Origin of the sequence: Subsaxibacter sp. CAU 1640, assembly GCF_023156585.1 — a bacterium.
Classification (GTDB): Bacteria; Bacteroidota; Bacteroidia; order Flavobacteriales; family Flavobacteriaceae; genus JBPOFM01.
In genome coordinates this window covers 11,568-31,343 of sequence record NZ_JALNMI010000001.1, presented here as the reverse complement: position 1 = coordinate 31,343, position 19,776 = coordinate 11,568, and the positions used below count along the sequence as shown (strand labels likewise).

Below are 19,776 nucleotides of genomic sequence, written 5' to 3'. Positions count from 1 at the left end.
GGTTATTAAATTTAATGAAAACCAATTTCTGTAATCACGAAAGCCATGGATATAATTGCCAAGAACAAATAAACTGCTGTTATTTTATGGTTTTCAGATAGCCATATGCCACATATGGCGAGGAGTGTGAGGAATCCATTCTCAAGACGTGTAAAAAAGATTCCAACAACCAACATGATGAACAATAAATGTGTCATAACACTTTTAGGCTTCCAAACAATTGCTATGCCTACAATTAGTTCGATAATAATGGTAAACCATGCAAAGGCTCGACTAATAATGTCGAGGTTTGGAATCACGTTCTGCAAGGTAATTGTGGTTGAATTAATAGGATCCTCTTTACCGAGTTCAGATATTAAATTTTTATTGTTGAGAACGATATCATTCATTTCATGATTAAAATATAAGATAGGTTTAAAAAAGCTTCCTGTATTAATCATATAGTAATAAAAATCTCCTGATATGAATTGCGGAGAAATCAATTTGTGAATACCAGAAAAGAAAAGTATGATTGCCGTAACCAACTGAATATTTCTTAAGAAATCTACGGTTTTTGAATTACTAAGAAAAATAATCACGGAAATTGTCATATAAACCATTAAAAAGTGATGGTTAGCCCTCACAAGATAATCACATATCAAATCATTGATAAGTATTATCAAAAACAAAAACCATAAGATAGGTTGCTTGATGTTTTTGACGACCAACAATGCAATGGTCAACACAAGACAGAATAGGAATAGTTTAATCTTTCTATGATCAACACCAGTAGTTATTACATAGGTTAATGAAAAAAGGAAAAAAAGAGTTAGTCCCAACATGTTTTTGTCGGATAAGGATGCTCTGGCAGATTTCCAATAGAATATCTTCATGGTTTTACAAATTGATATTCGATCAGCAACTCCCTAGTATAGGAAGATGTTTCTGCATTAACTGATGGTTTCCAAATTTGAATGGTTATGCTATCTCTCTTTGCATATTGAGATACCAATTCTGCCATATGCTTTAGATTGTTCTTGTTTGGTGTTCGTTTGACATCCATTACAAAACTCGCAACCTGTCTATCTTGCTTTATTATGGAATCAAAAGGCTTCTTTAGATCATTGATGATTAAATCGTTATAGTAGTAATGAATTTGGGAATACATACCAAATCCGCCTCCTTTCCATGGGTTCAATTTATAATGTTTGATAAGCAAAAACTGGATACCAATAACAAGTAATGCTGAAATGGGGACTATGTAAGACACTATAAACTTTTTGGTATTCATTTGATCCTATCAAGAAGTAACTAAATTAACAAAATATATAAAACAAAAAGAACCACTTTTAGAATGGTTCTTTTTCAGTTTCATTGAATTTATTTTGATTAAGCCAATTCCACAAAAAGACCGTCGTCAGTTTTGTTCACTTTGGCCAATTTATTCTTCGTCAAGCCCTTGATGGAAATATCCCATTTTTTATTGCTTAAACCAGACTGCTCTTTCAAAGCGTTCAGGTCAATAGGTGAGCTAGCTTTCAGAAGATTGAACACCAGTTTTTCTTCATCAGTCATCGCTACGGCTTTCTTCTCTGGCTTCATTTGAGGAAAGAACAACACTTCCTGAATCGATTGGTTATTGGTCAAAAACATAATTAAACGATCCATCCCTATACCCATTCCAGAAGTTGGAGGCATTCCGTATTCCAAAGCTCTTAAAAAGTCATAATCAATGACACCTGTTGCTTCGTCATCACCTTTTTGCGCCAATTCCATCTGATGCTCAAAACGCTCGCGTTGGTCAATTGGGTCATTCAATTCTGAATAGGCATTCGCAATTTCCTTACCGCACACCATCAACTCAAAACGTTCGGTCAATTCTGGATTGTCTCTATGCTCTTTGCACAACGGACTCATTTCTTTCGGATAGTCGGTGATAAAGGTTGGCTGGATGTAGTTGCCTTCGCATTTTTCTCCAAAGATCTCATCAATCAATTTTCCTTTACCCATCGTGTCATCAACGGCAATGCCCATACCTTTTGCAGCCGCTCGGATTTCTTCTTCACTCTTTCCAGTGATGTCAAAACCAGTAAATTCCTTAATTGAATCTGCCATTGTCACACGTGCATAAGGTGCTTTAAAATCGATATGATGCTCACCAAAAGTCGCTTTGGTTGTACCGTTTACGGCAATCGCGCAGTGTTCCAACAATCGTTCACAAAAATCCATCATCCAGTTGTAATCTTTGTAGGCCACATAGATTTCCATCGCTGTAAACTCTGGATTGTGTGTACGATCCATACCTTCGTTACGGAAGTTTTTGGAAAATTCGTAGACACCGTCAAAACCACCGACAATCAGTCGTTTTAGGTACAACTCATTTGCAATTCGCATATACAATGGGATGTCCAAACTGTTATGATGCGTCACAAATGGACGTGCAGCAGCGCCACCAGCAATAGGTTGCAACACAGGAGTCTCCACTTCAAAATAACCAGCGTCATTGAAAAACTGACGCATCGCATTAAAAAGCTTGGTACGTTTGATAAACACTTGTTTGACGTGCGCATTCACCACCAAATCGGCATAACGTTGTCTGTAGCGTTGTTCTGGGTCTGTAAAAGCATCGTGCACGATGCCATCTTTTTCTTTCGGAAGTGGTAATGGTTTTAAAGACTTGCTTAAGAGTTTGAAGTCTTTGACTTTTACTGTTTTTTCTCCTACTTGAGTTGTGAACAATTCACCTTCAATACCTACAAAATCACCAAAGTCCAACAGTTTTTTAAATACTTCGTTGTACATGGTTTTGTCCTCGCCAGGACAAATTTCGTCTCTATTGAAATATGCTTGTATTTTTCCTTCTGAATCCTGCAACTGTGCAAAACTTGCCTTCCCTTGCACGCGCATCGACATCAATCGACCTGCGATGATGACTTTTTTGCCTTCTTCGAACTGTTCTTTAACCTGTTTGGAAGTATGGTTTACGGGATATAAATCGGCTGGGTATGGATTGATGCCCAACTCGCGCAGTTTGTCTAATTTTTCCCTTCGTATGAGTTCTTGTTCAGAAAGTTGCATGCTAATTAATTTTGAAATTCGTCGTTTTCGACAATAGTGAGCAAAATTACACTATTTTCAAAATATTAGCATACAACTTGTGAGTAGATTTTGGGTAGAGAGTAAATCTATTTGATAGTTTACTTTCCGCTTTTTTCAGGATTTAAAACCTCACCTTTGATTCTCAAAGTCTTTGTAGCTTCAGAAGCATTGGAAGTCAAAGTGACCGTCTTTGTGAATGCACCAAGTCTATTGGTATCATATTTTACGCTGATTTCGCCAGTTTCTCCTGGTTTGATTACGTTTTTGCTGTACGTTGGTACAGTACATCCGCAAGAGCCTTTGGCGTTTGTAATCACAATAGGTGCATCGCCTGTGTTGGTAAATTTGAAAACACGCGTACCGTCAGCGTTTTGCTCAATCTTTCCGTAGTCGATTTCTTCTGATACAAATGAAAACTTACCTACTTTATCAGAAGTAGTTGCTTTCTCTTGTGAGAATCCGAAAGTAGAAATCAATGCAAAAAATAAAAGGCTTGCATATACCTTGCTCAATTTGTTTAATGATAAATTCATGCTGTTTGTGTTTTGATTAATATTGAAGCAAACATCACAAAAAGATGTCAAAAACGGTAAAAATAGGAGGTTGAAATGAGTACTAGTACCTAGGTTGAATTTTTTAATCAGCTGTTGAACAGTGATTTGACTTCGTCTCTTGATTGCACATTTAATTTCTTGTAGATGTTGTTGACGTGCGTTTTTACCGTACTTAAACTCACAAAAAGCGCATCGGCAATCTCTTTGTTCGACTTTTCTTCTAGAAGAAGTTCCAAAATATTCTGTTCTTGTTTGGTCAGTTGTTCCTTGGCATTGGTAAGATTGACGCTTTGCTGTTTGCGCTTTTGGATAAAGAACCAAATATTACCTAAAATTGACAGCGCCAAGAGCATATACAAGGGATAATTCCAATTAAAACCTGGCTCGCTAATGGCATTGATGATGTATTCATCTGATTTTAATTCAGACTTATATTGCTTGGTGTAAGATGAGTTTGGATAACGTTCTTCCAATCGTGCCAATAGGTCTTCGTAATAATCATTCGTCTTTAAATCTTCTATGTAGTGCTCGTGCAAGTCGTTGCCTCTGTTAGATAAAAATGAGTAAATATAAAGTTCGGCAAGGGGTTCGTCCAGGCTTTTGCCATAATCTTGCAAGCTCTTGAACCATTTTTTGTTGTTGAGCTTTCGGTTGGCTTCGCTGCGGTATTCCGCAAAAGCATAGCGCATATCATCTCTTAAAGAGTCAATTTTTACAAACACCATTGATTTTTCATTGGACGAATTGATATCACAGAACATTTGTTTGTCAAACGAAAAAGGAAATACAATGGTGTCTCTATTTTTTGCAATAAAGATGACTTCATCACTATCATCACAATGCCCATCAAAATGATTTTGGTTTTGTTCAGCATCGAAGCAATTATCAACATGCAGACGGTAAATACGATTCACGTTTTCCAATTGGTTGCCAGTGAACTCAAAGTAGCCCAAACTATCTGTTTTGGCGCGCGCAATGATTTGTTCGGAATAAACACCAGAGATTTTACGGTAGTCTTCAATGATGGACAGGTAAACATTATCGTGCCACTTGTTTGTGTCGATGTGCCCACTGAATTTATACTGTGCCTTGGCAGCCAAAGAGCCCATGACGACCAATATCCAAACTACCATTGTTCTCATGCTACGAATCTACATTATTTTATTCGAAAATGAAATATATGCTGCTATCGTTGATACCTGTAACAAACTGATCATTATGGCGTCCTATCTGTACATCAATCATCAAAATTACATCATCATGAGTATCTGGAGGGTTATCCTTTCTATCATCTGCCCACCTCTAGCTGTTATCGATAAAGGTTGTGGCTCTATCCTAATCGTCTTTATTTTATGGATTTGCGGCTGGGTTCCAGGCGTGATTGCGGCATTGGTCATTGTCAATAACCCAAATCGATAGACCATTCGGATTTCAATGCAAGCGTTAAAGGCTTATCGACTATCTGAATGCATTCATTTTTCGCTAAAAAAACGTAATTTTACAGTCTCAATTTAAACATCAAACTGTATGAAACTCTATACGCTTTTTAGTGGTGTCTGCTTGGCAATCCTAGTGATGAGCTGTAATGTCACCGAATCTATTGTTTTCAATAACGATATGAGTGGTATGTATAAAACTACTTATGATTTGGGGCCTATGATGACCTATGCCAATGAAAACAGACCTGAAAGCATCGAGCGGGAGCCAAAAGCGAAATTGGACACCATCGTCAATATCGATGACATGATAGCGCAGTATAAAGACAGCGTTGCCATGATGTCGCCCAAAGATAAGGCAGAACTTGATAAATTGAGAGGAATGGTCTTTGAAGTGCATCAGGACGAGGCCAATGGCATCTCAACCTACACCATTGGGAAGAAATTCACAAACTTTGAGGACTTGAAGTCTGTCGGTAAGAACATCGACAATGCTACCAATATGATTTTTGATTACGGTGGCACAAAAGACATGAACAATGCGGGAATGGATGATTATAAGCAAGAAACCAAAGTAAAGTACAGCTTCAGCAACAATGTTTTTGAGCGTCTCAATTACAAAGACACATCGCTGGAAGATATAGATGAGGAGATTGTGGAAGTAGAAGAAGTTGAGGTGGGCGATGAGGAAATTATTGAGGAAACCGTGATTGAAGACTATCCCATTGAGAGCGATAATATGGGTTATGACAACGAAGAGGAAATGATTGTCGAAACTCAAAATAGCAGTAATGATATGTCAAAACAGATAGAAGCACAGTTTGAAGAATTGTTTAAAACGGCTTACTATACCATTGAATATACCTTTCCTAGACGTATCAAGTCGGTGTCGAATGAGAAGGCAGTCATTTCTAAAGATGGTAAATCCTTGACCTTGAAGATCGATTGGGACACCATCCATGATGATGACAGCATACTGAATATGAAAGTAGAGCTAGAAAACCAATAGATGAACAAAACCATAGACATACAAGATTTAGGACACAAGGACTATAAAGACACTTGGGACTACCAAGAAGCGCTCTTTAAAGCCATTGTAGACACCAAAATCAAGAACAGACGAGAAGGTACCGAGATTGCCACAGATAACCATTTTCTGTTTGTGGAACATCCGCATGTGTACACTTTGGGGAAAAGCGGCGACCTGTCGAATTTATTGTTGAACGAAGCCCAACTTGAGAGCAAAGGCGCCACTTTTTATAAAATCAATAGAGGCGGCGATATTACCTATCATGGCCCTGGGCAAATAGTGGGTTATCCCATTCTCGATCTCGAAAACTTCTTTACCGATATCCATAAATACCTGCGTTTGCTTGAGGAAATGATTATTTTGACCTTGGCGGAATATGGACTCAAAGCTGAACGAAGCGAAGGCGAAACAGGCGTGTGGCTCGATGTTGGTACGCCCTTTGCCCGCAAGATCTGTGCTATGGGTGTGCGTGCCAGCCGTTGGGTGACCATGCATGGTTTTGCCCTAAATGTCAATGCCGATTTGGGTTATTTCGACAATATCATTCCGTGTGGTATCCGTGGAAAGGCTGTGACGTCGCTGAATGTGGAGTTGGGCATGCAAACGGTAGATGAAGAGGAGGTCAAAGCAAAACTCTTGAAGCATTTCGCGACACTATTTGAAGCCGAGCTCAAAGGCGTGGAGGTATAGACGCTTTCTTAAGGATTCAATTCATTCAATAAATCGACCAAATCTAGTGGTCTGGTGTACATTTCCAGACTGCCATCAGGTTTTTGTGGCCAAGCGTCTTTAGGGCGATCCCAATAGAGCTCTACACCATTCCCATCTGGATCATCAAGGTATAAAGCTTCCGATACGCCATGATCAGACGCACCTGTAAGATGATAATTGGCATCTCTCAAGCGCTTCAAAATAGTGGCCAAATCTTTTCTGGTAGGATAGAGGATGGCCGTATGGAACAAGCCTGGTGCATGCCTAGGCGCAGGTGGAGCGTTCTTGCTCAACCATACATTAAGCCCAATATGGTGGTGATAACCTCCTGCTGAAATAAACGCCGCTTCCTCCCCATAAAGTGTGGTGACTTCAAAACCCAGCAAATCACAATAAAAAGCCATAGCGCGTTTTAGGTCGCTTACTTTGAGATGAATGTGCCCAATACGCACACCAGCTGGAATTTTATAGGGTTCAGACATGTTTGAATAAGAGGTTGATTATCGTAAAGCTAATTTAGTGAAAAATGGCGTCAACTTTATTGAAAAACCTAAAATGAAGTAGGAGTTAGTAATTTGTTATTTTCCTAAAAAAGAAAAATAATTATTGTTTATCAATAAATATTTATTATAATTGCATTAAAATTATTTAATATCAAACAACATGTCAAAAACAAATAACATCGTATTTTGGGCCTTATACATTGTGGCTTGGCTCATATTTATCGGCTTGTCCGTTGAAGCGGGCGGCTTGATAGTCAATTTCTTCTATAGCTTGTATAGACCAGAATTTGTTCCAAACCTTTATCAGAAGTTGGACTTAACTAAAATATACAGCGACAGCAAAATGGCGTTTTTTGGTATCTATAGTTTTATTTTAATTGTTTCAATATTAAAAGCATACCTCTTTTATGTGGTTATCAGACTCATGCACAAAATGGATCTGTCTAAACCCTTTAGCCCCTTTGTTTCCAAACAGATTTTACAAATGAGCTATTTTACCTTATCCATCGGATTGTTGAGTTATATAGGCAGACAACAAGCTAAAAATTTGATGCATTACGGATATGTTACCGACCACTTAAACCAGTTTTGGGCAGATAGCCAGGCTTTTATTTTAATGGGCGCAGTGATTTACATCATTGGCACGATCTTCAAAAAGGGTGTGGACCTTCAAAATGAAAATGATTTAACTGTTTAAGATATGCCCATTATAGTAAATTTAGACGTGATGATGGCCAAGCGAAAAATGTCATTAAATGAACTGTCTGATAGAGTAGGGCTTACACTCTCTAATCTGTCGATTTTGAAGACAGGTAAGGCAAAGGCAGTGCGTTTTAGTACCCTTGAGACCATTTGTGACGTGCTGGAGTGTCAACCAGGTGATATTTTGGAATATGTGAAGGAGTCGTAGCAAGGTATTGACTGTATGATATAAGATTTATGATGAATTAATATAGACATCAACGCTCGCTTGAAACGAGCGTTTCTTTTGTCTATAACTCTACTTGATGTTAAACGCGCAAATAAAGTGTGTTTTTAGGCCATATTTATACCTTGTTTCGGGCTTTCTTCGGATTTAACTCCATCCCAACCATATACACCCAACCTTCACCCGAACAACACCCGAACAAAACTGCAACAAAACCCCTGAAAAATCGCTCAAAAGGGACAATTAGGGACGATTAGGGACAAAAGGTGACAAAAGGTGACAATTAGGGACAATATGTGAAATTGTAAGAGCAATAACAATGTTATTTGAGCGTATCAAATAACAAGTACTTAATAGTTATTTAGATAGTTACAATTTATAAAGGCCAAAATACAGGCACAAGAAGCATCAATAGTACAAAAAGAATAATCGTAAGCGGTAGACCTACTTTTATAAAATCCTTGAACTTATATTTTCCTGGCGCGAATACCAAGATGCAAGACGGTTCAAAAGGCGCTATCAGCGATACCGAGGCACCAAGCATGATGGCAATGGCAAAGGTGCGTGGGTTGGCACCGAGAATTTCTGCTGTTTGTATCGCTACAGGTAACAATACCAATGCGGCCGCAGCATTGCTCATGGGCTGTGTAAGCAAAATGACCAAAATAACAAAACCCGCCATGACGTAATACGGACCAAAATCGCCCAGCAGCTGTACAATCAGTTCTGCAAGATATTGTGACGCACCAGAGTTCTCCATAGCAGTACCAAAAGCAGTCATACCACCTATGAGTATCAATAGTTTCCAGTTGATGAGTTGGTACACCCGTTCAATATTGATAGCACCTGACAATACTGTCATCAAGGCGGCTGCCATAAAGGTGATAGAGAGTGGTGCAAGCTCTAAAGTGCCTGCAATAATGGCAACCAAAAAGATGATTGCGGTAAATATGCCTTTTCTCTCTTTGAACATATTCACCTTAAAATCACCCACTATGGAGAAATCATTAGAATTTCGGTTGGTATCAATATCTTCCTGCGTACCTTGTACCAAAAGCGTATCGCCAATTTTCAGTTTTAGACCGCCAATTTTCTGCGAAACCGTGCCACCAAAGCGCTGCATGGCAAGGGCAACAAGGTTATAATTTTGCCTGAAGCGCGCCTCTTTCAATGACCGATTGATAAGACCTGAGCCAGGAGTGATGAGGAGTTCGGCCATCACAATGTTCTCATGCGCTATTTCGGTGCCTTTGATGGTGTCTGAAAACACATGTAGTTCAGGCGTTTCCTTGATGCGTATCAGCTCATCGACACTGCATTCGACCAGTAAGATGTCTTTAGCCTGAAATGTGGTTAAAGAATTTGGTATAAAATCTTCTTTTTTTCGGATGATTTTTAGGATACGCACATCGCGTTTTGCCAAATCACTTTGAAATACCACTTGGCCTACCAATGGCGATTTTTCAGAGATGACAATTTCAGATAGGTATTGTGCAATGTCGTAGCGTTCATTGTAGCCGCCTTCACTGTAATCTGGCAAGAGTTTTTTGTAAAACAGTAGAATAAAGATGATACCAGTTGCCAAGAAAACCATTCCAATAAGAAAAATTTCAAAAAAGTGAAGCGCCTCCATGCCTTGTTCGGCAATGTAGCCACTTACGGCGACGTTAGTAGAGGTTCCAATCAGTGTGCAAGTACCACCCAAAATAGAAGCAAAGGCCACGGGAATCAATACTTTGGAAGGGCTTAAGGAAAGCTTTCGGCACATCCCAATCACTGGTCCGGTCACCAACGCCGTTACTGTAGTATTGTTCATAAATGCTGAAAGAAAGCCGGTGATAAACATCGTGTAGCCTACAAAAAGCGTTTTGCTTTTCACTACTTTGATGAGTTGGGAGCCCACCTTGTCCAGCAAGCCTGTTTCCGACAGTGCACCCGAAATCACAAAAATAGAGGCAAGGATGATGATAAAATCGCTGCTGAAGCCCGCAAATGCTTCTTGAGGTGTTATGGTGCCAGCGAGCGTTAAAACGAGCAGTAAACCAATGGTAACGACATCTACAGAGTATTTTTCTGTAGCAAACAGAATGATGGCAATAATGAGTAAGCCGATAACCAGTGCGATTTCCATACCTTCAAATATCAAAGTTCAATCTACCGTGTATGAATGGGGGTAATCATCACCGAGATGTTGTACTAAAGGTATGAAATTTCCGATTTGGCAAATAGGGTGGTGTGAAAATATTTTATAGAATAGAAATCGTCTGAAATATAGAGATTTGTGTTTTTGGGTGTGGGCAGGAATGTTCTAATTTCAACCAACTCTAATTTGTATTTATTTTAATCGGTTCTAAAACGTGTTCGCATTCTTTTGGGATTTCCAGCTGAATATCGACATGTTTGTAATTGATGCGTTTAAGTTTCATAATAACCTTGCCATCAATATTTCTTTGATAAAGCTCCTGAATCATTCCATTGGGTAATGATTGATTAGACTTCCACTCTTCGTAAGCGGTTGGGAATTCTAAAATGGGTAAATGAAAGCTGGTTTCAGTATCAATGATATAATAGTTTGTTGCTAATTTTTTTCTTTTCTCCCTTTTTGGATTGTTCGATTTAAATTGATAGTGTTTGTAGTTTTTTCCATCCAAAAGTGTATCCTTCAATATTGTAAAGTCATATTGTTTTGTTCTGAATTTATAAGGATTAGGAGATCTATAGATCAATTCGCAGTTCAACAAAATAGTTTGTGCTTTTTCTAATTGTGATGTTCGAAACGATTCTTTAGAATAAACCTTATCCATATGCCTGAATAAAACAGTAGAATTTAGGCTATCTGTTTTAGAATATGAAACTAAATAGCTGTTATCTTTTGAATTTGTTAGAACCGAAATTTGCTTTTTTGTTACTGTAGAATCTTTGTACAAGTAAAAGTTATATTCAGTTAAATAATCAAACGAGTATATTTTTTGTGAAATGCATAACATTGGTGTTAATAGGGCGATTGTATATAATAAATATTTTTTCATAAATATGGTTTACAGTCTCAATTTACGACTCTTCATTAAAATACACTTTGTAATAGTGCATCCTTTTGGCTTCGTCATAACCTCGTTCCAGATATTCTGCGGAAGCATCTGGCGCATCAACGTCTAATTTGATTTGGATGTTGGTGTCGAGTTTTATCTCGGTTTTGATTTTCTGTTTCTGCTTTTTCAGGACGCTTTCAGATACGTCAAATTGGTTACGGATAACCACGGCTCTATCGCTTTCAAAGCCTTTTTTATAATCATCAAATAAATCCTTGAACTTATCATCCTCAAACACATCCTCTTTAAAGTTTTCTACATTGATGACCTCATTTTCCTTAAAGAAGTCTATGGTTTTTGCCAGGAAACTGCTTTTCTCTTGGACGCCATAAGACGGTTTCAAGATATCTTCTGAAAATTCACGGCACATTTCAATGTAATTCTTGGTGTGTTGATTGGCATCATCAGGATATTTTACGTTGAGGAAATGCTTGGTCCAATATTGCGTGTCATAGCTGTTATTGTCAACGCTCAACACGATGTTGCCTTCTGTGTCGGCTGTATTCAAAATAAGTACGCCTTTGTCCACTTTTTTGGTTGGAATACCGCGTTGTGTAATGATGTCGTAACTTCCATTTTCAAGATAGGTCTGGAAAAATTCACTTTTGTTTTCAATCTTAAAAATCCCTACGGCATTCACAAAAATGTCTTCATACTGAATATCATTAAAAAGGCACACTAATACATCACCTGTCTTTATTTGTGCCGAATTGCTCTGTTCAAACAAATGCGTCACAATGTGCTTTGAAACATCTATAAAGTCGCTGTCGTCTTGAAGCAATTGCAAAGCATAGCTATTGATTTCGTTGAGGTTGATGTTGCTATGATGATTGAATCGGTAACTCTCTACTACACTCCCAAAAGGACGTAATAGATAGCCCAACATTAGGTCATAGCTCACTTCGTCAAAGTCAATTACATTTTCTGAAAAGGCATTTTTGGTACTATTGAACTTATTTCCAACCTTATGAAGGATGCATTTGTGAAACGAGGCTTTGTTCCTTTTAATCATGATTTGCTATGCATTTTGATGATTGCAATACTACACAATTTAGCATCGAGATAAAAGAAAAAAACGCCAAAGAAAACTCTTTGGCGTTTTAAAAAAGGACTAATAGCAAATAATAATCAATAATAGCTTACCGAAGTTCGTAAGTAATGGTTGACGTAGATTGGATATCAAATGTGGTGGCGTCGATTAATTTGACCATTTCAATCTCATTGTTTTGGTTTCTTGTGGATTCAACATTGACATTGTTGCCAAAAAATGTAATGCCCGTCAATTGCTTTGTGGAGAACAGCAAGGTGTTGAATATGTTTGATGATGATGAGCCCAGTGAGATGACAAGCATCAAAGGAAAGTTATCTGGAATGTTCTTAAATACACCTTCACTGCTACTATAGCTGAACAGAAAGTTTCCTGTAGTTGCACTGATATCAACAATGTTGCCAGAGGCGTCGTATTTAAACAACAAATCACCTAATCCTGATGGCACACTATAAGTATTCGCAAATTCATTATATACCACCGTTAATGGGATAGAACTAGATGAATTAATCAATGTGACTTGTGACACTTTTCCGTTGGAATACTCAAATGCGTATTCTAAAGTAGATGTGTCAGGTCTGGTATTGATGATGGAAGAAATAATGCCATCAGCGGTATAAGTTATGTCATAACTGTTGGTTTGTGAGCCATTGACAAAACTGAATTGAGAGATCCTGTTGCTTGAGTTGTATTCGATGTTCATATCAGTGACGTTTGTTGACCCTGTTTGGACTGTAGAAATCTGGGTTGGAACATATAGTTGTGTATTGCCTGATGACCCATCGTCATCATTGCTGCAAGACAGCGAAATTATCAACAAGCAAATGGTCAAAAGTTTTTTAAGGATTTTCATAGTATGTGTATTTGGTTTAAAATGATTATTTACAATTGGTCGATTTGGTCTGCATTCGCTTCTGAATCTCACGATATTCAGGAGTCATTATCAACGGTGGGTCATTGGGGCCTGAATAGCGTTGCTTTAGAGCTGTAAGCTCGTTTGCTGCTTGATGTATTCTGGCTTTTTCTTCCATATAGCACGCTTTCTTTTGATGGTCAGAGTCTGTTTTGACTCGTATTTGTTCCCACTTGCAGAGTTTGAGTTCCACTGACAGTTCATCAATTTCCAAAAGCTCTACAGGGTCGCCATACATACCCTTCATAGCGCTTCTTACGTTGGCATCTGTGACCGCGTTGCCTCTCGACATCTCCTCGATATTCTTCTTCTCCTTCTTTTTTTGTTCAATTTTAAGTTGATTGATACGGCTTTCTATGTCAGAACAATTCCCAGAAAAGGTTTTGTTTTCAAGTTTCGCGGTTTGTGATGCATTATTGGCTGCCATATCTGAATACATCTCACCTTCGATATGCTTGAAATCGGACAAAGTGATTTTGTGGCGCTCGTTTTTCCATTTATTGGCCGTGAATGTGCCTTTGCTCGACTTCACTTTGACGACCATAAAGATGCCTTCATCAGTTTTGATATAGCCTATGCCACTGTAACCGATAAAGCGTTTAAACAGTAGTTTGTTAGGCTTTGTTTTGGGTTTTCCGCCACATAAGATGAATGTAGGAGCGCTGCTGCCGGATGCTTTAAAGGAATGGGCCGGAAAATTCTGCGGCAACGGATTGATGCCGTCACCAGTACGATATACCGTTGTTCTTTCAATTGGGATGCCGCCAGAATAGGCTACAATTTCCGTGTTCATCGAGCTCATATACCGAACGATGCTGCCGTTTTTTTTACGAATAAAAAAGTTGTAAACCCTTCCGTGCGGATTATAATAGGTCAATCTGAAATCTGGGTCGTCGATATCAAAGCTTCCGTCATCAGCATTGCCAACCTTTCCTGTAATGGTGGCGATGTCACCGTTGGACGTATTGATGTACAACTGAATTTTTGTTTCTACTCCATCAGGATTTACTGCGGTTATCATTACCAATTTATCAAAATTCAATACCGTTCCCGAAGTACTTCCATCTATTGGTGGGTCGTTTTCAGGAATTAGTGCGGGCACGTTGGTAAGCCTTTCCAGTTCTGATGTTTGTGCGAAGGAAATTGTACAAATCAGAAGCGTTACGGTTATGAGAAGTTTTGCTTTCATAGCCATCAAATTTATCGTTTGATGTATTCATAGGTGACCATGCTACCAGTGTTTGATGTGCGTTTGGTTGGATAGCCATCATCATTATATTCATAGGTAAATGTGCTGACACTTGGAGCGCTGCCAGTAGCGGTTACGGTAACAGTCCCATAATTATTGATGGGTCGGACAAAATCTTCATCAGGCAATGAGGCTGAAGCTATTTTTTTGTCATCATAATTAGAATTTTCTGTGGTAACGATTAACAATCCCGAAGCACTATATGAAAGTTGGCTTTCGACATTTCCATTGGCATCCAAATAATACTCGGTATTAAGATAAGGTGTACCTGTGCCTGCCATAGTATATCTAAAAACACTTACTTTGCCGGGTGTGCTATAATCTGCTTCATATTTTGAGACTGGAGAGGATAAACTACCAGAAACATAAGAGGTTTCAATTCTAGAAATTTGGTTATTGTTGTTATAAGAATAAACAACTTTTGTGTCTTCTATTGAATTAGCTGGATTGTAAATCACTTCTGCCAGTTGTCCTGAACTGTGGTAATTATAGGTGACTATGAAGTTGTTTTCTGGACTAATATTTTCTGTGCTGTACCCTGTCGCTCGATTATTGTTATCATAGGTATAGCTTATAGTCTCTGTACTGGTAATTCTTTTTGATAGCAAGGTTTGTAAAGGCTGATTACCGCCATCGTCGTCTTTACTACAAGATGTCAATAGTACGAGCCAACTGGCTACAATAAGGATATATTTTAAAGTTTTCATAATAATTTGATTTTTAAGTTTATAATTTGATGAATTCTACTCGACGGTTTTTGGCTTTGCCATCTGCAGAAGTGTTTTGGGCAACAGGTTGCGATTCGCCTTTGCCTTCTGTTTGTATTCTGGAACCTACCACAGCATAATTTTCAGTAATATAGTTCTTTACAGCAGCAGCACGTTTTTTGGAAAGCTCCATATTGTCAGCGTCCGAACCATCACTGTCTGTGTGTCCGACAATCTTGATTTTCAAGCTTTGATTTTGCACCAAAGCATCTCCAAATTGTTTGATAACCGCAAATGATTCTTTCTTTAAAATGTCACTGTTCACATCAAAAAGAATGTCTGACGTTGAGGTTTTTCCGTTGTCCATCAATTCCTTAATGAGTAAACTTCTTGCATCTACATCTGCTGAAGCGATACGCACATTGCTAATGAACATTGGAATTTCTGAAGCGGGAATTAGGTAGTTGTTGTTTAAAAAAAAGTTATTGAGCATATCTGTAGTCAAAGCCCTTGGCAAATCGATGACTTTGTTGTCATCCAGATACAACCGGATTCGGGTTTTGTTGATGGCGATGGCGACGTGCAATACTTTATTGGCATATTTGGTCAAAGGAAAATCACTTTTATTGCCAATCACGTCGTTTTTTAAACCGTATTCCAAAGTTTGTCCGTCTTTTTCAGAATAGCGATGCAGGTTGATAAAGAAACGGTTTCTGTAGAACATATCTTCCTTTAGAATGTCGCGTACTGGCGTCAATCCAAATTGGATGAACGGCGTGGATTGCTGATTGTTTGCTTGCAAGTATAAGTCAAATTCAATCGTCGAGTTTTCTGGGAGCGCCTTGTCCATAACCGGATTGATGATAGAGTTGTGCATCACGCTCAACCATTTACCATTCAAACCGTCAATGGTCACGACTTCACCGCTACCGTTAGTGTTCCACTGTGCTGGGAAATCTCCAATGGCGTCCTGTGAAAAATCATCAGAGAAAATTACGGTTCCGCCAGGCACAAAATCACTGTTTGACTTTACAGTTTTGGCACTGCTATTTCCGGTATTGTCAATGATAGGCTTGTCTTCTTTTGATTTTTTAGACTTTTCTTTCTTGCTTTTCTTTTTGTCTTTTTTGTTCGGATTCAAAACGCTGTCCATCGCTTTTCCGGTTTCTTTTTCGCTTTTTTCTTCTACCTTCCGTTCTACGGTTCGCTCTACTCCTCTTTGTGCTGCGTCACCCACTTTTTTAAGTAGCTGTGCATTGGCTTGTATGCCTAGGAAGGCAACCACAATAAATGTGATAAGTTTTGTTTTCATAATTTTATTTTTTAAAGGTTGTTTTCTTAATTAATTTGTTCTTAAGGACAATGTGCAATTCATAGTTTCCTTTTTCCAAGTAATTCACATTTAGATAAACTTTGGTTGAGGGAAACTGCTCCAATTCACCTTTGTAATTATGTTTTTTTTTAGGCATATAAGAGCTGCATCCATTTGTTTGAAGTAAAATTAGTGGAGCGAGTTTTCAAATGGTAAGAGCTATGTAACAGACTATAAGAGTCATGTAACATAGTTGTAAATCACGGATAATCAGTTGTTATTTTTAAGAATTTGGATGGTAATTGGAAGGTGTTACACCATAAATATCCTTAAAGCATTTGGCGAAGTAGGACATATCAGTAAATCCAACAGCATAACCGATTTCGGAAATATTAATGCCGCCTTTTTCAATCAGAATTGCGGCTGCTTTGATACGTTCATTACGTATAAATTCGGTAGCAGAAACCCCAAATAAAGATTTCAATTTTCGGTGCAGTTGCATACGACTCATGCCAACAGCTTTGGCAAAATCGTCAATGGTATATTCAGAATTGGATAGCTCTTTTTCCAAAACTTGCTCCAAACGTTGTATGAATTTTTCATCAGCAGGTGTGATGGTGATATCAACAGGTTTGAGAACGAGTTCTTTGCTATATCGTTCTTGAAGTTTGCGCCGTACCTCAATCAATTGCTGAACTTTTGTCTTGAGAATGTCGTGATTGAATGGTTTTGTGATGTAATCATCCGCTTCAATCTGCAAACCCTTTAATTTGGATTCATCTGATGTTTTGGCTGTTAGCAAAATTATTGGTATGAAGGATGTAGCTTCATTTTTCTTCAATTTGTCAGTCAACTCAAAACCATCCATATTAGGCATCATGATGTCACTGAGGATAATGTTTGGAATGCTTTCAATGGCAAGTTTTAACCCGGTTTCACCTTCGGATGCTTCCAAAATATGATAATCAGGCTTAAAAATTTCCTTTAGGACAGCACGAATGTCATTATTGTCATCTACAATGAGCATGATTGGAAGTTCTTCTAAATTTTCGCTTTCCTTCAGAATTTCATCGTTTTTTGTTTCTTCCAAAATAACGCTTACATCCTTCAAAAGTTCTTTATTCAGCGGCAAGGAAACAGAAAACTTCAAGATATCATTTTGAGTTGATGCATCGATAGAGCCTTTGTACAATGTTACCAATTCCTGCACTAAAGCCAAACCAATTCCAACGCCATCACTTGCATTATTGTCTTTATAAAAGCGTTCAAACAATTTTGATACATCTCTATTTGGAAGTGTTGTTGCATTAGAAATGTTAAGATGAAACGTATCGTTTTTAATTGATGACTCAATCCAAATCAATCCATTTTCAGAAGTGTATTTAAGTGTATTCGAAAGTAGATTAGTGGTAATTTTTTCGATGATATCCTTGTCAAACCAGTGTGAATCTTGAGATTTTTCAATATTTTTTTTAAACTTAAAACCAGCTTCTTCTGCATTGATTTTAAACGGTTCCGTTAAGATTTCCAAAAAGGTTGAAAGATTACTTTTTTGTAGAATGAGTTTAAGATTTCCGGAATCGATTTTAGATAGTTGCAATAATTGGTCTACTAATGACAGCATCCTATCGGAATGCTGTTCTATCATACTCAATTGTTTTATTTTGGACGCATCGGTTTCTCCATTTTTAAGAAGTTGTAATGGGCTTTTGATCAAAGTCAAAGGTGTTCGGAATTCATGAGAAATATTGGCAAAGAATTTTGATTTCAAACCATCCAATTCTTTTAGTTTTTGGGCCGTTTTGAGCTTGTTTCTGTAAGCATATAATAGAAAACCACCAATAATTAAGCCTATTGTAAGCATACCGATAAACAGTTGTGTTTGGCTTTTTTGTCGTTGCTCGGCCAGTTCGTTTTGGGATTTTAAAAGTGTAATCTCTTGTTCCTTCTGCTTTGTTTGGAATTTGGTTTCAAGATTGTAGATTTCCTCATCTTTGTTGATGCTGTCTATTTTATTTCTAGTGGCAATGTAGTTTTTGTAAGCATCGTTCAGTTTTACAGCATTTTTTTGTTTTGAATAGATTCCAATCAGCCCATTGTACATTTCTTCCTTCATACTCAAATAATTTGTTTCATCCGACAGGTTGATGCCATCATTATAATAACTTACGGCTCTGTCATAGTTTCCGGCTTGAGAATGGAAATACCCAAAATAAGATAGTGCTCTTAATTGCTTGGCTATATTTTTTTCCTTGAATGCAATGTCATAATAAAGCTGGTAATCTTTTTCTGCTTCATTGAATTCTTTCATCTTCACTAATAAATATCCTCTGCATATGGCCGCGTAGCTCAAAGAATTTTCCGGTCCGTTGACTGTATGGTATTCAATAGCTTTATTAAACAGATCTAAAGCTTTTGAATATTCATTTTTAGAAATATATAATTGAGCCAAACCAATATTCACTTCTTGTACACCAGGCTCATAGCCTAAAGTTTCATACATAGTTTTAGCTTTTTGATAATATTCTCCAGCCTTATCATAATCATGTGTCAGTCTTACAGAATATCCGATATAATTATAGGCTTGGGCTCTTAATATAGATACTTTTAAATCTTTATGAAGATTGCAAATGGAATCAACTTTTGAATAATTTTTAAAAGCATTGGTGTAGTCATAATGATAGAGATTAAAATTTCCCAACATGATGTAGCCTCTACCTTGTAATTTGGGTATTTTACTATGTTGTGACAAGTTGATACCTTTATTTGTGTAGAACACTGCTGAATCTTTAATGGCATTCTTATGGAAAATGGAGCCGATGGAGTAGAGGTTTTGAATTTTTATGGAATCTATTGTTGCAGTTCTTACCACATTTTTAAGGGAGTCAATCTCGAAATATAGACTTTCAGTTTCACTTTTCCCTTTTTCTTGTGAATGAACAAATGTGATACCTAGAAGAAACACAATGAAAAAAAACAACTTCCTCATTCAAAACTATTTATTAATACCTAAATTAGTGAAAAAACAAAAACGCCAAAGAATTTTCTTTGGCGCCTTCATCGAGATTAGGGCGTCGATTTGGTTATCGTAATGATGTTATGATAACAACCCAATATGATCATTTTTATAAACGACAGACTAACTTTTTAAATATAAAGCAATAGTGTCACAAAACAGGTGTTATATGTATAGATGGCTCTGATTTCTGTATAAATGG

General features: G+C 37.7%; 19 protein-coding genes. 5 read left to right on the top strand and 14 right to left on the bottom strand.

All coding sequences use genetic code 11. The annotated features are described in order from the left end of the window. Positions 1 to 11: 11 nt before the first annotated feature. From M0G43_RS00130 to M0G43_RS00110, 5 genes are all read right to left on the bottom strand, one after another. The gene (locus tag M0G43_RS00130; RefSeq protein ID WP_248022467.1) at positions 12 to 872 is read right to left on the bottom strand and encodes a hypothetical protein; all 861 of its coding nucleotides are present in this window, start codon (positions 870 to 872) and stop codon (positions 12 to 14) included. After that, positions 869 to 1,249 carry a hypothetical protein gene (locus M0G43_RS00125; protein WP_248022466.1) on the bottom strand — a complete coding sequence of 127 codons (381 nt, stop codon included), beginning with the start codon at positions 1,247 to 1,249 and terminating at the stop codon, positions 869 to 871. Before M0G43_RS00125 ends, M0G43_RS00130 begins: the two co-directional genes overlap by 4 nt. A gap of 119 nt (positions 1,250 to 1,368) precedes the next feature. Further along, positions 1,369 to 3,057, bottom strand: a complete 1,689-nt coding sequence (lysS, locus tag M0G43_RS00120) for a lysine--tRNA ligase (RefSeq protein ID WP_248022465.1) — start codon at positions 3,055 to 3,057, stop codon at positions 1,369 to 1,371. A gap of 119 nt (positions 3,058 to 3,176) precedes the next feature. Then, positions 3,177 to 3,611, bottom strand: coding sequence for a DUF1573 domain-containing protein (locus M0G43_RS00115; protein WP_248022464.1), 435 nt, complete (start codon positions 3,609 to 3,611; stop codon positions 3,177 to 3,179). A gap of 107 nt (positions 3,612 to 3,718) precedes the next feature. Further along, entirely contained in the window at positions 3,719 to 4,774 is a 1,056-nt protein-coding gene (locus M0G43_RS00110) for a helix-turn-helix domain-containing protein (RefSeq protein ID WP_248022463.1), read from the bottom strand. Between the two features lie 118 nt (positions 4,775 to 4,892). Here M0G43_RS00110 and M0G43_RS00105 point away from each other — a divergent pair, with 118 nt between their 5' ends. From M0G43_RS00105 to lipB, 3 genes are all read left to right on the top strand, one after another. Beyond that, the gene (locus tag M0G43_RS00105; RefSeq protein WP_248023773.1) at positions 4,893 to 5,051 is read left to right on the top strand and encodes a YqaE/Pmp3 family membrane protein; all 159 of its coding nucleotides are present in this window, start codon (positions 4,893 to 4,895) and stop codon (positions 5,049 to 5,051) included. A gap of 108 nt (positions 5,052 to 5,159) precedes the next feature. Continuing rightward, entirely contained in the window at positions 5,160 to 6,077 is a 918-nt protein-coding gene (locus tag M0G43_RS00100) for a hypothetical protein (RefSeq protein ID WP_248022462.1), read from the top strand. Further along, positions 6,078 to 6,788: a lipoyl(octanoyl) transferase LipB gene (gene lipB / locus M0G43_RS00095; RefSeq protein ID WP_248022461.1), complete on the top strand. Its 711-nt coding sequence runs from the start codon at positions 6,078 to 6,080 to the stop codon at positions 6,786 to 6,788. It abuts the gene before it with no gap. Positions 6,789 to 6,796: 8 nt separating this feature from the next. Here the strand turns inward: lipB and M0G43_RS00090 are convergent, their stop codons facing one another. Next, on the bottom strand, positions 6,797 to 7,291 hold the full coding sequence (locus M0G43_RS00090; protein ID WP_248022460.1) for a VOC family protein: 495 nt from the start codon (positions 7,289 to 7,291) through the stop codon (positions 6,797 to 6,799). A gap of 181 nt (positions 7,292 to 7,472) precedes the next feature. On the opposite strand from M0G43_RS00090, the gene M0G43_RS00085 reads away from it, so the two are divergent. After that, positions 7,473 to 8,009, top strand: a complete 537-nt coding sequence (locus M0G43_RS00085; RefSeq protein ID WP_248022459.1) for a DUF2975 domain-containing protein — start codon at positions 7,473 to 7,475, stop codon at positions 8,007 to 8,009. Between the two features lie 3 nt (positions 8,010 to 8,012). Next, positions 8,013 to 8,222, top strand: a complete 210-nt coding sequence (locus tag M0G43_RS00080) for a helix-turn-helix domain-containing protein (protein WP_248022458.1) — start codon at positions 8,013 to 8,015, stop codon at positions 8,220 to 8,222. A 394-nt stretch (positions 8,223 to 8,616) separates the two neighbouring features. Here M0G43_RS00080 and M0G43_RS00075 read toward each other — a convergent pair whose 3' ends face one another. From M0G43_RS00075 to M0G43_RS00040, 8 genes are all read right to left on the bottom strand, one after another. Beyond that, entirely contained in the window at positions 8,617 to 10,371 is a 1,755-nt protein-coding gene (locus M0G43_RS00075; protein WP_248022457.1) for an SLC13 family permease, read from the bottom strand. A gap of 193 nt (positions 10,372 to 10,564) precedes the next feature. Then, positions 10,565 to 11,269 carry a hypothetical protein gene (locus M0G43_RS00070; protein ID WP_248022456.1) on the bottom strand — a complete coding sequence of 235 codons (705 nt, stop codon included), beginning with the start codon at positions 11,267 to 11,269 and terminating at the stop codon, positions 10,565 to 10,567. A gap of 22 nt (positions 11,270 to 11,291) precedes the next feature. Then, complete coding sequence (locus M0G43_RS00065) at positions 11,292 to 12,341, bottom strand: nucleoid-associated protein (RefSeq protein WP_248022455.1); 1,050 nt, start codon at positions 12,339 to 12,341, stop codon at positions 11,292 to 11,294. Positions 12,342 to 12,468: 127 nt separating this feature from the next. Next, complete coding sequence (locus M0G43_RS00060; RefSeq protein ID WP_248022454.1) at positions 12,469 to 13,230, bottom strand: hypothetical protein; 762 nt, start codon at positions 13,228 to 13,230, stop codon at positions 12,469 to 12,471. Between the two features lie 25 nt (positions 13,231 to 13,255). Beyond that, positions 13,256 to 14,479: a hypothetical protein gene (locus tag M0G43_RS00055; RefSeq protein WP_248022453.1), complete on the bottom strand. Its 1,224-nt coding sequence runs from the start codon at positions 14,477 to 14,479 to the stop codon at positions 13,256 to 13,258. A gap of 11 nt (positions 14,480 to 14,490) precedes the next feature. After that, entirely contained in the window at positions 14,491 to 15,246 is a 756-nt protein-coding gene (locus M0G43_RS00050) for a hypothetical protein (RefSeq protein ID WP_248022452.1), read from the bottom strand. Positions 15,247 to 15,265: 19 nt separating this feature from the next. Next, positions 15,266 to 16,558 (bottom strand): OmpA family protein, encoded by a 1,293-nt coding sequence (locus M0G43_RS00045; RefSeq protein ID WP_248022451.1) that lies wholly within the window; start codon positions 16,556 to 16,558, stop codon positions 15,266 to 15,268. Between the two features lie 283 nt (positions 16,559 to 16,841). Then, positions 16,842 to 19,547 (bottom strand): response regulator, encoded by a 2,706-nt coding sequence (locus M0G43_RS00040; RefSeq protein WP_248022450.1) that lies wholly within the window; start codon positions 19,545 to 19,547, stop codon positions 16,842 to 16,844. Positions 19,548 to 19,776 lie beyond the last annotated feature (229 nt).